The sequence below is a fragment of the Bacillus sp. TE8-1 genome (assembly GCF_008368855.1).
GTDB classification, from domain to species: domain Bacteria; phylum Bacillota; class Bacilli; order Bacillales; family Bacillaceae_G; genus Bacillus_A; species Bacillus_A cereus.
The window spans coordinates 37,730-51,770 of sequence record NZ_QPET01000002.1 but is presented as its reverse complement, the minus strand read 5'-3'; the positions used below and the strand labels follow the sequence as shown (position 1 = coordinate 51,770).

Below are 14,041 nucleotides of genomic sequence, written 5' to 3'. Positions count from 1 at the left end.
ATTGAATTTTCAGCTCATAACGTTTTGGTAGCGTTCACAATTGAGGGGGAAGTAACAATGGAAAAGCTTCAAGAAAGCATGTATCAACTAATTGTTGAAACGTCAACGAACTTACCGAAAGATGTTCGTCGTGCGATTCAACAAGCGAAAGAGCGAGAAAATGCAGGGACTCGTTCTGCGATGGCACTTGGCACAATTACAAATAATATTAAAATGGCTGATGATAACATCTCGCCGATTTGCCAAGATACAGGGATGCCAACGTTTAAAATTTATACACCAGTTGGTGTGAATCAATTAAAGTTGAAGGAAGCTATCTATAATGCGCTTGAGCGGGCGACAAAAGATGGTAAACTTCGTCCCAATTCTGTTGATTCTCTTTTTGGAGATAATAGTGGAAATAATTTAGGACCAGGTACACCGGTGATTAAGTTTGAACAATGGGAAAAAGATTATATTGATGCACGTTTAATCCTAAAAGGTGGTGGCTGTGAGAATAAAAATATTCAATATAGCTTACCGTGTGAACTAGAAGGGCTTGGACGAGCTGGCCGTGATTTAGAAGGGATTCGTAAATGCCTTCTTCATGCAGTATATCAAGCACAAGGGCAAGGATGTAGCGCTGGTGTAATTGGTGTTGGTATCGGGGGAGACCGCACATCAGGTTATGAATTAGCAAAAAATCAATTATTCCGTACATTAGATGATGTCAATCCAGTACCAGAGTTACAACATCTTGAAGAGTACGTATTAGAGAATGCGAATAAGCTTGGCATTGGTACGATGGGATTTGGCGGAGAAACAACTTTACTTGGTTGTAAAATTGGCGTCTATAATCGTTTGCCAGCTAGTTTCTATGTATCTGTTGCGTATAATTGCTGGGCATATCGTCGCCTTGGTGTGAAAATCCATCCTGAAACAGGAGACATTATGGATTGGCTATATCAAGAAGGTGAAGATACACTTCAGCATGAAGTACAAGAAAAAACAGAGCAACGTGAGATTGTATTACAAGCACCAATTACAGAAGAGCAAATTCGTGAACTTCGCGTTGGTGATGTTGTAACAATTAATGGCATGATGTATACAGGTCGTGACGCAATCCATAAGCATTTAATGGATAAGGATTGTCCAGTAGATTTAAATGGACAAATTATTTACCACTGTGGTCCAGTTGTTGTGAAAGATAAAAATGACAATTGGCAAATTAAAGCGGCAGGTCCAACGACAAGTATTCGTGAAGAACCGTACCAAGGCGATATTATGAAGAAATTCGGTATTCGCGCTGTCATTGGAAAAGGCGGTATGGGTGCGAAAACATTAGCGGCTTTAGAAGAACACGGCGGTGTATATTTAAACGCAATCGGTGGTGCAGCGCAATATTATGCTGAATGTATTAAAGAAGTGAAAGATGTTGATTTCTTACAATTTGGTATTCCAGAAGCAATGTGGCATTTACGTATCGACGGGTTTAAAGCAGTTGTAACGATGGACTCTCATGGTAATAGCTTACATGCAGATGTTGATAAAACATCACTTGAAAAATTAGCTAGCTTTAAAGAGCCAGTATTTAAGTAAATAAAAAATGCATCTCGAATGATTCGAGATGCATTTTTTTGGTATATATAGAAAAACATGTTCAGCATGAAAGAATGCGTAGCAACAGAAACTACAAGTACGATTATATATGGAAAGGAGACTATTTATGAAATATAAATGGTTATATATCGGTCTCATTTTTTCAATTATGATGGCACTTGTTCCAGTTTCAGCACTGGCTTATACAAATACTCCACATAACTGGGGAATCCCGCGTCCTAAAAATGAAACAGTACCAGATGCAGGAAAGTTATATACAGATTTACTACAAAAAAATGGCGGGTTTTATTTAGGAGATACGAAGAAAAAAGATATTTATTTAACATTTGATAATGGATATGAGAATGGATACACAGGGAAAATATTAGATGTATTAAAAGAGAAAAAAGTACCAGCAACTTTCTTTGTAACGGGGCATTACATTAAAACGCAAAAAGATTTATTGTTAAGAATGAAGGATGAAGGACACATTATTGGAAACCATTCTTGGAGTCATCCTGATTTTACAGCGGTAAATGATGAGAAACTTCGTGAAGAATTAACGAGTGTAACGGAAGAAATTAAAAAAGTAACTGGGCAAAAAGAAGTGAAATATGTACGTCCTCCGCGCGGTGTATTTAGTGAAAGAACGTTAGCTCTTACGAAAGAAATGGGCTATTATAATGTATTTTGGTCACTTGCATTTTTGGATTGGAAAGTGGATCAGCAAAGAGGATGGCAATATGCGCATAATAATGTTATGACGATGATTCATCCAGGATCTATTTTATTACTTCATGCAATATCAAAAGATAATGCAGAAGCACTTGCGAAAATCATTGATGATTTGCGCGAGAAAGGGTATCATTTTAAAAGTCTAGATGACTTAGTAAAAGGCAATCAACCGTAAGCATGTATGCTTACGGTTTTCTCATGCTATAATGATGTGTAAAAAGGATGGGGAAACGTATGTGGAGCGAGCATGTTACGTTAGAGTATCCGTATCATTTTGAAGAAGTATTAAAACGTTTATCTTTTGATCCTCTTAACGTCATTCAATTAGATGAGAAAGTTATTTATATCCCGCTTTGTATAGACGAGGAACAGGTTGTTGTTCGCTTACAAGGGATTGGTACTGTTCAAAATCCACAGTTTTGGATTTCTAGTCAGACAGGAGATCCAGAGAAAGTCATGAAACGAATGAGGGCCATTTTTCATTGGAATGAACCGTTTCAAGATATACAAAATCATTTTTTAAACACATCATTACGTCCACTATTTGAAACATATGCTTATACTCCAATTATTTTAGAATTTGATTATTTTGCTTGTCTGCTTCGCTGTATCATTCACCAACAAATAAATTTGAAATTTGCTACTGTGTTAACAGAACAATTTGTGAAACGGTATGGAACAGAGAAGAACGGTGTATTCTTTTTCCCCACTCCGGAAATAGTAGCAAATATTTCAATAGAAGAATTGAGAGAGCAGAAGTTTAGTCAGCGAAAGGCTGAATATATAGTAGGATTAGGTCGAAGTATTGTCAGTGGTACATTAAATTTAGCGAGTATAGAAAATGGGACGGAAGAAGACATTTCAGCACAATTGTTGCCAATTAGGGGAATTGGTGCATGGACAGTGCAAAACTTTTTAATGTTTGGGCTTGGACGGAAAAATATGTTCCCGAAAGCGGATATTGGGATTCAGCGTGCAGTGCAAGGTATATTTCAATTAGATGATAAACCTGATGATGCATTTTTAGAAAAAGTGAAACAAGAGTGTGAACCATACTGCAGTTATGCAGCGTTATATTTATGGAAAAGTATAGAGTAGAGGTGTAATAATGATACAAAAGCAACATGAGAGTAAGTTGGAAGTTGGTCAAACGTTTCCTGTGACAATTAAACGTCTTGGGATTAACGGAGAAGGCGTTGGTTATTTTAAGAGACAAGTTGTTTTTATTCCAGGGGCATTACCAGGAGAAGAAGTTGTTGCAGAAACAACGAAAATTCAGCGTGGCTTCGCTGAAGCGAAAGTGAAAAAAGTTCGTAAAGCTTCACCGCATCGTGTGAAAGCACCGTGTCCAGTATATGAGGAGTGTGGCGGTTGTCAGCTGCAACATTTAGATTATAAAGAACAATTGAATCAAAAGCGTGATATCGTTGTACAAGCATTTGAGAAGTACATGAAAAATAGTATGGAAGAGAAAATTCGCCCAACGCTTGGCATGGAAAATCCATGGCATTATCGTAATAAGAGTCAATTACAAGTGGGGCGTAAAGACGAAAAGGTTATTACAGGGCTGTATAAACAAAACTCACATCAGTTAATTGATATCGCTCACTGTATGATTCAACATAAAGCAACGAATGAAGCGACAAAAGTTGTAAGACGTATTTTAGAAAAATTAAATGTTTCTATTTACAATGAGAAAAAACAAAAAGGTTTAGTACGCACAATTGTAACACGTACTGCAGTTCAAACAGGGGAAGTACAAGTTACACTTATTACAACAAAAGAAGAATTACCAAATAAAGAACAATTTATTGCAGAAGTACAAAAACAGATGCCAGCGGTTAAATCAATTATGCAAAATGTAAACTGGCGTAAAACATCTGTTATTTTTGGCGACAAAACATTTAAATTAGCTGGAAAAGAAGTCATTCAAGAAACACTTGGCGATTTATCATTTGAATTATCAGCACGTGCATTCTTCCAGTTGAATCCAGAGCAAACAGTTGTTTTGTATAATGAAGCGAAAAAAGCAGCTGCGTTAACAGGAAACGAGAAGATTGTGGATGCGTACTGTGGTGTTGGTACAATCGGTCTTTGGCTTGCAAATGATGCAGCGGAAGTACGTGGTATGGATGTAATTCCAGAAGCAATTGCAGATGCAAGAAAAAATGCAAAGCGTCACGGATTTACAAATACGAAATATGAAGCAGGTAAAGCTGAACAATGGTTACCGAAATGGGTAAAAGAAGGATGGCGTCCAGATATAATTGTTGTCGACCCACCACGTACAGGTTGCGATGATAAATTACTGGAAACAATTTTAAAAGTGAAGCCGAAACAAGTTGTGTACGTGTCTTGTAATCCTTCTTCATTAGCACGTGATGTACAAGCATTAATGAAGAGCTATGAAGTGGAGTATGTGCAACCAGTTGATATGTTCCCGCATACAGCTCACGTAGAAAATGTAGTGAAGCTTGTTAGAAAGTAAAGTTTATTAATATTCCCTCATGGTATGAGGGAATATTTTCTATGAAGGAGAATATTATGCATAATTATAAATTAACGATTCAGTACGACGGCGCACGTTTTAAAGGATGGCAACGTCTCGGTAATAACGATAATACAATTCAAGGAAAAATCGAAAGTGTCATATCTGAAATGGTCGGAAAAGAAATTGAAATTATCGGTTGTAGTAGAACAGACGCTGGTGTACATGCTTTGAATCAAGTTGCTAACTTTCAAAGTGATGAGAAGTTAGTGGAACATAAAGTGAAAAAATATTTAAATCAATATTTACCTAACGATATTAGCATTACGAATGTGGAAGAAGTACATGATCGTTTCCATGCTCGTTACAATTCTAAAGCAAAAACATATCTGTATAAAATTTGGAATGAAGAGCATACAAATCCATTTATGCGTAAATACAGCATGCATGTGAATAAAAAATTAAATGTGAAAAGCATGAAAGCAGCTGCAAAACATTTAATTGGTTCACATGACTTTACTGCTTTTTCAAATGCGAAATCAAAGAAAAAATCCATGGTTCGAGAAGTATATACACTTGATGTGATGGAAGAGGCAGGGTTTGTACAAATTAGAGTAAGTGGTAACGGCTTCCTTCATAATATGGTAAGAAAAATTGTCGGGGCATTAATTGAAGTTGGATTAGGACAATTAGATGCTGAAGCAATTCCAAACATTTTAGAGGAAAAGCAGCGCAATCAAATTAATTGTCTTGCTGAGGCAAGTGGGTTGTATTTAGAGAATGTTGAGTTTTAATGGCAAATAAAAAAATCGGGCTAAGTAGCTCGATTTTTTTAGTATTAAGAAGATTTTTCGTTTTTTATACGTATCTTCAAATTCCAAAAAGCAGCAAGCATAATAGCTGCAAAGGAGCCAAAAATTGTTCCTAATAGCTTTGCATAAGGAGAGCTGCTTACATCGGCATTAATGAATAACATCATACAGAGCATGGCAGGGAAAAAGTATAAGTATTGTAATAACTTTAATTTTTTATCATTACTCATATATATAGCCCCTTTCTAGCATGTTATATGTTTATTGTAACATATTTTACCAATTTATTTTTACACTTGGAGACATGTTTATTTCATATGTGTAAATGTAGTTTTTTAATTCGATATTGTAAGTTTTGCCTACTTAATCCTAAAAATTTTGCAGCTTGTGAGATGTTGCCATGATTCTCTTTAAGAATTTGGTTAATGTAGTTCTTTTCCATTTTTTCTATTGTGTGTTTTAAAGTTTTAGGTGCATCAGTATTGTGAGTAGTTAGTGCATGTTGCATATTGAATTCTGTTTTTATTCGTTCGCGAAAGCGAGTAGGAAGATGAAACGCTGTAATGATGGTTTCATCTTCTATCAAGTTCATGGAACCTTCAATTATATGTTCCAACTCCCGTACGTTTCCAGGCCAATCGTATGCATAGAAAAATTCTCTTACATTTACATCTACATCGGTTACGTTGAGCCCGAATTGAGTATTATATTTTTCAATAAAGTGCTGAACAAGAGCTGGAATATCTTCTTTTCTTTCACGTAAAGGCGGAAGACATAAAGTAACGACGCTTAATCGGTAATATAAGTCTTCTCTTAATCGATTATGTGCGATGGCTTCAAAGGGATCTTCATTGATAGTTGCTATAATGCGAACATCAATTTCTTTTTCGTGTGTACCTCCGATTCTTCGTATTGTTTTTTCTTGTATAGCCCGCAGCAACTTAGCTTGAAGTATTGGGCTTAATGAATTGATTTCATCTAATAACAAAGTTCCTCCGTTTGCTTCTTCGAATAAGCCTGATTTATCTATTGCTCCTGTAAAGGCACCTCGATTTGTGCCAAATAGTAGGCTTTCCATTAAGGTATCAGGTATAGCGGCACAGTTTTGTGAAATAAAGGGTTTTGTTGAACGCTGACTTTCATTATGGATGCTTTGTGCAAATAGTTCTTTACCAGTGCCTGTTTCTCCTACTAGAAGTATGGAGGAAGATGTACGAATTACTCTTTTTCCTTCTGTAATGATTGATTGAATGGCTTCAGAATCACCAATTATGTGATCAAAGGTAAATTTAGTGCTTTGTTTTCGAGAAGGACCTATTTTTATCGTTTGCTTTAAGTTACTAATTTCTTTTGATATTTCAATAGCGCCTTTAATTTTTCCATTTTCTATTATAGGGAAAGTATCGTTAATCGTTGTAATTTCTTGTCCTTTATTGTTAAAATACGTTTGTTTTATATTTTTCTTTGTTTTTCCAAATTTTAATGCCTCTATAAGAGTACTATTTTTATTTTCCTCAAATGCGAATACTTCTAAAGGACTTTTATATAGCACATCTGAGCGCTCCATTGATTCAATTTCCATCATTTTGCGGTTATAGATAATCGTCTTACTTTCCTCATTAATAATATGAATTCCGATGTCGAGTTCATTGAGTAAAGTTTCATATAGCATATTCATTTCAATGATCTGTTTTAAATTAATTTCTTCTGTACGCATAGATTATCTTCTCCTCATTCCACCCTATGAAGACTGACTTTTTATAATTTTATTAAAATTCTTATAAAATCGCAAAAATTTTTTGCTATTTTCCTTTTAAAATCTCTGAAATGATAGAAAAATTTTGCGGTTATGAAGTTTTTTTTTGAGAAACCTTCATTTTAAATAGGAATTGGAGATTGGTACGCATTTTGCATAAATAATAATTGATATATCTAAAGGAGGGATATGCAACGTTTCAGTACCAACTAATAAGAAGGAGGAGTGTATAAAGTGAAGACGGTTATAGAATGCGTGTATAGTCCTTGTTACGGGAAAGTAGAGAAGTTATTTGTTACGGAAAGTTCTTACGTATATGAGTGGGAGAAATTAGCATTAATTGCAACAATAGATAAACAGAAAGTAGAAATTAAGATAGGGATCAGTGGTTATATTGAATCATTAGAAGTAGTAGAAGGACAAGCTATTGCTGATCAAAAGTTATTAATAACAGTAAGGGATGACCTTTTAGTAACAGGCAGTGATTAATGTAAGTGACGTGTATTTTTGCTCTTTTAAATCATTATTTTTACGGTGAATAATTTTAAAAACGCTTACATTAAATGGGTTTACAAAGTGAAAAGGGGGGATTTATATGATGAATCAAAATCAAGGATTAAAAAGAGAATTGAAAAGCAGGCACATATTTATGATTGCACTTGGAGGCGTTATTGGTACCGGTCTTTTTTTAGGATCTGGGTATACAATTCATGAAGCTGGGCCTGGAGGAGCGATTGTAGCATATCTTGTTGGAGGATTTGTTATGTATTTAACGATGCTCTGTCTTGGAGAGTTAGCTGTTGCAATGCCTGACGCAGGATCTTATCAAACGTATGCTACGAAGCATATTTCCCCTGCAGCGGGTTATGTAGTTGGATGGATGTCATGGTTAAACTGGTCAGCTACGATAGGGATTGAACTAATTGCAGTTAGTATTTTAATGAAGCGATGGTTTCCAGATGTACCTTCATGGATTTGGTGCGTAGTGTTTGCGTTACTCCTCTTTGCTATTAATGCGTTATCTTCAAGAAGTTTTGCGGAAGTTGAATTTTGGTTTGCAAGTATTAAAGTAATTACGATCATTGCATTTATTATTTTGGGCGGGGCAGCAATGTTTGGTTTTCTAGATATGAAAGGAAATGAACCAGCACCGATGTTCTCTAGTTTTACTGATTATGGTGGATTGTTCCCAAATGGATTATCAGCTATTTTAATTACGATGATTGCAGTTAATTTTTCTTTCCAAGGAACGGAACTAGTCGGTATTGCAGCAGGTGAGAGTGAAAATCCAGAGAAAACAATCCCGAAGGCAATTAACAATACAGTTTGGCGTATACTTGTTTTCTTTGTACTATCTATTTTTATTCTTGCTGGACTATTCCCTTGGCAACAAGCAGGAGTAATAGAAAGTCCATTTGTAGTTGTATTTGATAAAATTGGTATTCCTTATGCAGCAGATATTATAAATTTTGTTATCATTACAGCGGTTCTATCCGTTGCGAATTCAGGATTATATGCAACTTCTCGTATGCTATGGTCTATGTCTAATCAAGGAATGATTAGTCCGATTTTTGGTAAGTTATCTAAAAACGGTGTTCCTATTTATGCATTGATTGTAAGTACAATTGTAGGTTGCCTTTCATTACTATCAGGTATTTATGCGGAAGATACAGTTTATTTATGGCTACTTTCTATTGCTGGGTTCGGGGCGATATTAGTTTGGGCATCTATTGCTCTATCTAACTTATTAGCTAGGAGGTCATACATAAAGCAGGGCGGGGATGTGAAAGAATTGAAATTTAAAACACCTCTGTATCCATTCGTACCACTGCTTGCACTAGTATTAAATGTAACAGTAATTATTGGTATGGCCTTTATTCCAGAGCAAAGAATGGCATTGTATTGCGGAATTCCATTTATGATTGTTTGTTTACTGTTTTACCGTGCGACAAGAAATAAGGCACGTAAAGTAGAACATATTGAAAAGACAAATACGACGGAAGTAGAGAGCTTCTAATATGAATTAATTTGGAGACTGTAAGATTTGTAAACAGTCTCTTTTTTTGTGAAAATAAAGTTGGAAACATACTACGTATGTAAAGGGGAATTAGCGATGAATAAAAAAGTTTCACAGCTATTAGAGCAGATTGATTTACGAAAAGATGAGTTACTAGAGCTTACAAAGAATTTAATTCGTTTTGAAACACCAGCACCGCCGGCGAGAAATACAAATGAGGCACAACAATTTGTTGCAGAGTTTCTAAGAGAACAAAATTTTAGTGTTGATAAATGGGATGTATATCCTAATGATCCGAACGTTGTTGGTGTGAAAAAAGGGGCAAAAAGTGACTCATATAAAAGTCTTATTATTAATGGACATATGGATGTAGCTGAAGTATCGGCAGATGAGGCGTGGGAAACAAATCCGTTTGAGCCATTTATAAAAGATGGTTGGTTAGTTGGACGTGGTGCAGCTGATATGAAAGGGGGACTAGCTGGAGCGCTATTTGCTATTCAGCTATTACAAGAAGCTGGTATTGAATTACCTGGAGATTTAATCTTTCAATCCGTAATTGGAGAAGAAGTTGGAGAAGCTGGTACACTTCAATGCTGCAAAAGAGGTTATGATGCTGATTTTGCAGTCGTAGTGGATACGAGTAATTTACATATGCAAGGACAGGGCGGCGTAATTACTGGCTGGATTACTGTGAAAAGCCCTCAAACGTTTCATGATGCAACGCGTAGGCAAATGATTCATGCTGGAGGACGTTTATTTGGAGCGAGTGCAATTGAAAAAATGATGAAAATTGTGCAAAGTTTACAAGAATTAGAGCGTCATTGGGCAGTTATGAAAACATATGAAGGCTATCCGTCTGGAACAACAACAATTAATCCAGCTGTTATTGAGGGTGGAAGACATGCAGCTTTTATTGCGGATGAGTGCCGGTTATGGATAACAGTGCACTTTTATCCGAATGAAACACATGAACAAATAATAAAAGAAATTGAAGAGTATATCGGTAAAGTAGCAGCTGCCGATCCATGGCTAAGTGAAAATCCACCACAATTTAAGTGGGGCGGAGAATCAATGATTGTGGATCGTGGCGAAATTTTCCCTTCTTTAGAAATAGATAGTGAACATACAGCTGTAAAAACGCTTAGCTCAGTACATGAATCAATTCTTTCTAAAAACGCAATTTTAGATATGTCTGCAACGGTAACGGATGGTGGTTGGTTTAGTGAATTTCATATTCCGGCTGTTATTTACGGACCAGGCACATTAGAGGAAGCTCATTCAATAAATGAGAAAGTAGAAGTAGAGCAGTTAATTGAATTTACAAAAGTAATAACAGCATTTATATATGAATGGTGTCATATGAAAAAATAGATTAGTATGTTGAAATCGTACAGGTATGTATACTTGTACGATTTTTTAGTGAACTATTTCAGAGTTAAATAGAAACAACTGAAATAGTTCTTTATTTTTCTATGTCTTTCGTTTTAGTTCCATTAATTTCTCTTTTGCTAATTCAACAGCAATCGCATCATCTAAATAGCCAATTGGAAAGAGATAGTCGGGAATAATATCTGTCGATAAAATGAAATACAGTAATGCGCCACCAAGAACTGCACGCTCTTCTTTTGGAATCGTTTCATTGCAAAATTGTTGATACATATCTGTTAATTGTTCAATGAAAGGGCCAGCACTATCAATTTGTTCTAACTTGCTCGCGAAACTTTCATGAATGCGCTTTTCACCTTCTGTTGTTTGAGCATATCGTTCATAGTTTTCAAGTTCTTGTTTTACGCGGGTTGTTGTGTAGTCGAAATCGAATAAGTTAGAGGATTGCAGAGTTTGCTGAATTGTATCAAGAGATGTGTACATATCCGTCTTTTCTTTATTAATGTGAGGAGAATCAGGATACATTTCATCAAATAACAATTGGGGTGGAACTTGCAGACATTCTGCGAATTTTTGTAGGTGTTTTTGTTTTGGCGGTTGTTTACCATTCATAATTCTTGAGATTGTTGCGGGATCAATATTTGTAAGCATTCCGAGTTGGCGCATAGATAAGGCACGTTCTTTTAAAAGTTTTTTTATTAATCTACTAAGCCGCTCATTTGGATTTTCTTTAGGCATAGCGAAGGCACTCCTTTTTATTGTTGAAAAAATGTTGAGCATTTATTACATGTATATGAAACAGACAGGCACAGTTGCTCAACATTTTCATAAGATGCATGGAAAAGTGAGGAAAAGGGGTGGCTATTTATGAGTACGGCAGGTCTATTTTCAATTTTTTTAATCGGGATTGCTTCTAATTTAGATAATGCAGGTGTTGGGATTGCATATGGCATTCGTAAAATTAGAATTTCGTGGTTCAACAATTTTATCATCGCATTTTTTGGGTTTTTATTTACTTTATTAGCTGGATTTTTTGGGAACTGGATCGCGTTATTTATTTCAGAGTTTACAGCAAACCTGATTGGAGCAATCGTTTTAGGGATAATCGGGGTGTTTATTTTGTGCCAGCCTTTCTTGGGGCAAAGAAATACCGTAGGCTCTAAAGATGGTAATGTACTTATGGGAATTTTACGTGATCCAGAAAAAGCAGATTTTGATGGTTCTAAAACAATTAGTTTTTCAGAAGCAATTGTATTAGGGATTGCGTTGTCTATTAATAATATTGCAGGTGGATTTGATGCTGGGATAACAAATTTGAACCTTTGGCTTACAGCAACTATTTCAGGGGTGTTTAGTTTTATTTGTATTAGTGGCTTTGCGTATGTAGGGAAACGATTTTTAGCAGAATACTTAGGAAAGTGGGCGACAGTTATCGCAGGAGTGTTATTAATTCTTATTGGGATTGATCAGTTGTTGTAAGGAGAGTAGAAAACAAGGTTCGAGTATTTCCTTGGAAATACAGCAAGGGATTGCATATATCGACGTACTTTTCTCCATACTAATACGGATTTCTTTTAAGAAAGGGGGATTTGTATGGGACGCGGGAAAGCATTTGATCATAAGAAAAAAGGGCATGATCATCAACCACCTAAAGGTGCGTTCATTCATAAAGATGTAAATGAACATACTTTGGAAGAGGAAGAGCTACCAGTAAATATTGAGGCGTATAAAAATAGTTTAAAAAAACATTAAAAGCACCTACATAGGTGCTTTTTTACCGTATATCTTCAATTAATTGTTCCGATTCTTCATGCATACTGTACTCACTTAATACTTGAATGCAAAGCCATTTTAATTCCTCAATCGTATGCTCAAGTTCTTCAGGAAGCACGTGATAAATGTCTTCAAGTCCCATCCCGAAATGAATAAGTTCAAGTACTTGATCATCGATGTTCCGATCCATTAATAATTCAAGTACTTCTAAATTGAATATGTATCGGTGAGCTTCGTCGAGTGAAACAACTTTTAACTTCAAGCTTTCTACAATACTCAATATAAAAAGAAGGATTGTTTTTTCAAGAACAGGTTGTTTTCCCATTTGAAATATTAGTTTCATCTTTCACACCTCCACATATAGCGCTAGGTTGTACTATATTATTCAGGAGGGGGGAACAAATATGCATGATATAGAGAAACTTTCAGCACTGTTTTTATAAGAAGATTGATAACTCACAAAATTGAGATTTTGGCGAAATAAAAAATCCTGCTAGTATAGCAGGATAACTCGCGATTAAAAAATGCTCCAACCTTCTTGAGCAGAAAGAAGTTCAAGAATTTTAAAACCAGCAATACTATTTCCGTTTGCATCTAAAGCTGGTCCGAAAATACCGATTCCCATGTCTCCTTTTACGCAGCCAAAAATACCACCGGCTACACCGCTTTTTGCAGGAATACCAACACGAATTGCAAATTCACCAGATTCGTTATACATACCACATGTGACCATAAATGTTTTGCAAATTTTTGTAATATGTTTAGGGATGATTTGTTTCTTTTTATATGGGTCATATCCATCCATTGCAAAAATTAAGCCGATACGTGCTAAATCGATGCAGTTTACTTCAACTGCGCATTGACGAGTATATAAATCCATAAGTTCTTCAATATCACAATCGATAATTCCGTTTTGTTTCATATAATAACAAAGTGAACGGTTTAGATAAGCTGTCTCTAGTTCTGAATCGGCAACTTTAGAGGAATAATTAATAGTAGGATTATCTGTTATTTCACGTACAAAGTGAAGAATACGTTCCATTTTTTCCTCGTTATCTTTTCCTGCTAACATGCTTGTAATAGCTAATGCTCCTGCATTTATCATTGGATTAAGGGGTTTGGACGGACTTGTCGTTTCTAACTTAATAATAGAATTAAATGGGTCACCCGTTGGTTCCATTCCAACTTTAGAAAATACATATTCTTCACCACGGTCTAAAAGGGCAAGGGCAAGTGTAATTACTTTGGAAATACTTTGAAGAGTAAATAGTGTTTGTGAGTTGCCTGCATGGATATATTCTGTTTCTTTATGGAAAATGGCAATCCCTAAATCGTCTGGATTTGCATTTCCTAGTTCGGGGATATAAGTAGCAAGTTTGCCTTTTTTCGTATATGGTTTTACTTGTTCTAACAACTGTTGTAAGTTGTTTGTTTCAATGCACTGCATAGTACCAACGCTCCTATTTTGAATTAACTAAGTTTACTTTTCCCGATAT

Annotated in this window: 15 protein-coding genes; 10 read left to right on the top strand and 5 right to left on the bottom strand. The window is 35.6% G+C overall.

Annotated elements, in window-relative coordinates; translation table 11 throughout:
• Positions 1 to 57 precede the first annotated feature (57 nt).
• From fumA to truA, 5 genes are all read left to right on the top strand, one after another.
• Entirely contained in the window at positions 58 to 1,578 is a 1,521-nt protein-coding gene (fumA, locus tag DN404_RS01620; protein WP_149214665.1) for a class I fumarate hydratase, read from the top strand.
• Positions 1,579 to 1,705: 127 nt separating this feature from the next.
• Positions 1,706 to 2,488 (top strand): delta-lactam-biosynthetic de-N-acetylase, encoded by a 783-nt coding sequence (gene pdaA, locus DN404_RS01615; protein ID WP_000875956.1) that lies wholly within the window; start codon positions 1,706 to 1,708, stop codon positions 2,486 to 2,488.
• Between the two features lie 59 nt (positions 2,489 to 2,547).
• Positions 2,548 to 3,411 carry a DNA-3-methyladenine glycosylase family protein gene (locus tag DN404_RS01610; protein WP_000269422.1) on the top strand — a complete coding sequence of 288 codons (864 nt, stop codon included), beginning with the start codon at positions 2,548 to 2,550 and terminating at the stop codon, positions 3,409 to 3,411.
• A 10-nt stretch (positions 3,412 to 3,421) separates the two neighbouring features.
• A complete protein-coding gene (gene rlmD / locus DN404_RS01605) occupies positions 3,422 to 4,801 on the top strand; it encodes a 23S rRNA (uracil(1939)-C(5))-methyltransferase RlmD (protein ID WP_149214664.1) in 1,380 nt (459 codons plus the stop codon).
• A 56-nt stretch (positions 4,802 to 4,857) separates the two neighbouring features.
• Entirely contained in the window at positions 4,858 to 5,595 is a 738-nt protein-coding gene (gene truA, locus DN404_RS01600) for a tRNA pseudouridine(38-40) synthase TruA (protein WP_000553117.1), read from the top strand.
• A gap of 44 nt (positions 5,596 to 5,639) precedes the next feature.
• On the opposite strand, the gene DN404_RS01595 is transcribed toward truA, so the two are convergent.
• Together DN404_RS01595 and DN404_RS01590 are read right to left on the bottom strand one after the other, a co-directional pair.
• Positions 5,640 to 5,843 (bottom strand): hypothetical protein, encoded by a 204-nt coding sequence (locus DN404_RS01595; protein ID WP_000063860.1) that lies wholly within the window; start codon positions 5,841 to 5,843, stop codon positions 5,640 to 5,642.
• An 83-nt stretch (positions 5,844 to 5,926) separates the two neighbouring features.
• Positions 5,927 to 7,330, bottom strand: coding sequence for a sigma-54 interaction domain-containing protein (locus DN404_RS01590; RefSeq protein ID WP_001258445.1), 1,404 nt, complete (start codon positions 7,328 to 7,330; stop codon positions 5,927 to 5,929).
• 273 nt (positions 7,331 to 7,603) lie between these two features.
• Between DN404_RS01590 and DN404_RS01585 the strand changes: the two genes are divergently transcribed.
• From DN404_RS01585 to DN404_RS01575, 3 genes are all read left to right on the top strand, one after another.
• On the top strand, positions 7,604 to 7,858 hold the full coding sequence (locus tag DN404_RS01585; protein ID WP_149214663.1) for a biotin/lipoyl attachment domain-containing protein: 255 nt from the start codon (positions 7,604 to 7,606) through the stop codon (positions 7,856 to 7,858).
• Positions 7,859 to 7,964: 106 nt separating this feature from the next.
• A complete protein-coding gene (locus DN404_RS01580; RefSeq protein WP_000981860.1) occupies positions 7,965 to 9,386 on the top strand; it encodes an amino acid permease in 1,422 nt (473 codons plus the stop codon).
• Between the two features lie 48 nt (positions 9,387 to 9,434).
• A complete protein-coding gene (locus DN404_RS01575; RefSeq protein WP_100617805.1) occupies positions 9,435 to 10,757 on the top strand; it encodes an acetylornithine deacetylase in 1,323 nt (440 codons plus the stop codon).
• A 99-nt stretch (positions 10,758 to 10,856) separates the two neighbouring features.
• Here the strand turns inward: DN404_RS01575 and DN404_RS01570 are convergent, their stop codons facing one another.
• Positions 10,857 to 11,510, bottom strand: a complete 654-nt coding sequence (locus tag DN404_RS01570) for a helix-turn-helix domain-containing protein (RefSeq protein ID WP_001123718.1) — start codon at positions 11,508 to 11,510, stop codon at positions 10,857 to 10,859.
• 129 nt (positions 11,511 to 11,639) lie between these two features.
• Here DN404_RS01570 and ytaF point away from each other — a divergent pair, with 129 nt between their 5' ends.
• Both ytaF and DN404_RS30410 read left to right on the top strand, forming a co-directional pair.
• Complete coding sequence (gene ytaF, locus DN404_RS01565) at positions 11,640 to 12,251, top strand: sporulation membrane protein YtaF (protein WP_000100724.1); 612 nt, start codon at positions 11,640 to 11,642, stop codon at positions 12,249 to 12,251.
• 114 nt (positions 12,252 to 12,365) lie between these two features.
• Positions 12,366 to 12,524, top strand: a complete 159-nt coding sequence (locus DN404_RS30410) for a hypothetical protein (protein ID WP_000532409.1) — start codon at positions 12,366 to 12,368, stop codon at positions 12,522 to 12,524.
• A 22-nt stretch (positions 12,525 to 12,546) separates the two neighbouring features.
• On the opposite strand, the gene DN404_RS01560 is transcribed toward DN404_RS30410, so the two are convergent.
• Positions 12,547 to 12,888, bottom strand: coding sequence for a DUF3969 family protein (locus DN404_RS01560; RefSeq protein WP_000766604.1), 342 nt, complete (start codon positions 12,886 to 12,888; stop codon positions 12,547 to 12,549).
• A 174-nt stretch (positions 12,889 to 13,062) separates the two neighbouring features.
• Positions 13,063 to 13,992 carry a glutaminase A gene (gene glsA, locus DN404_RS01555; protein WP_001149850.1) on the bottom strand — a complete coding sequence of 310 codons (930 nt, stop codon included), beginning with the start codon at positions 13,990 to 13,992 and terminating at the stop codon, positions 13,063 to 13,065.
• Positions 13,993 to 14,041: the final 49 nt, after the last annotated feature.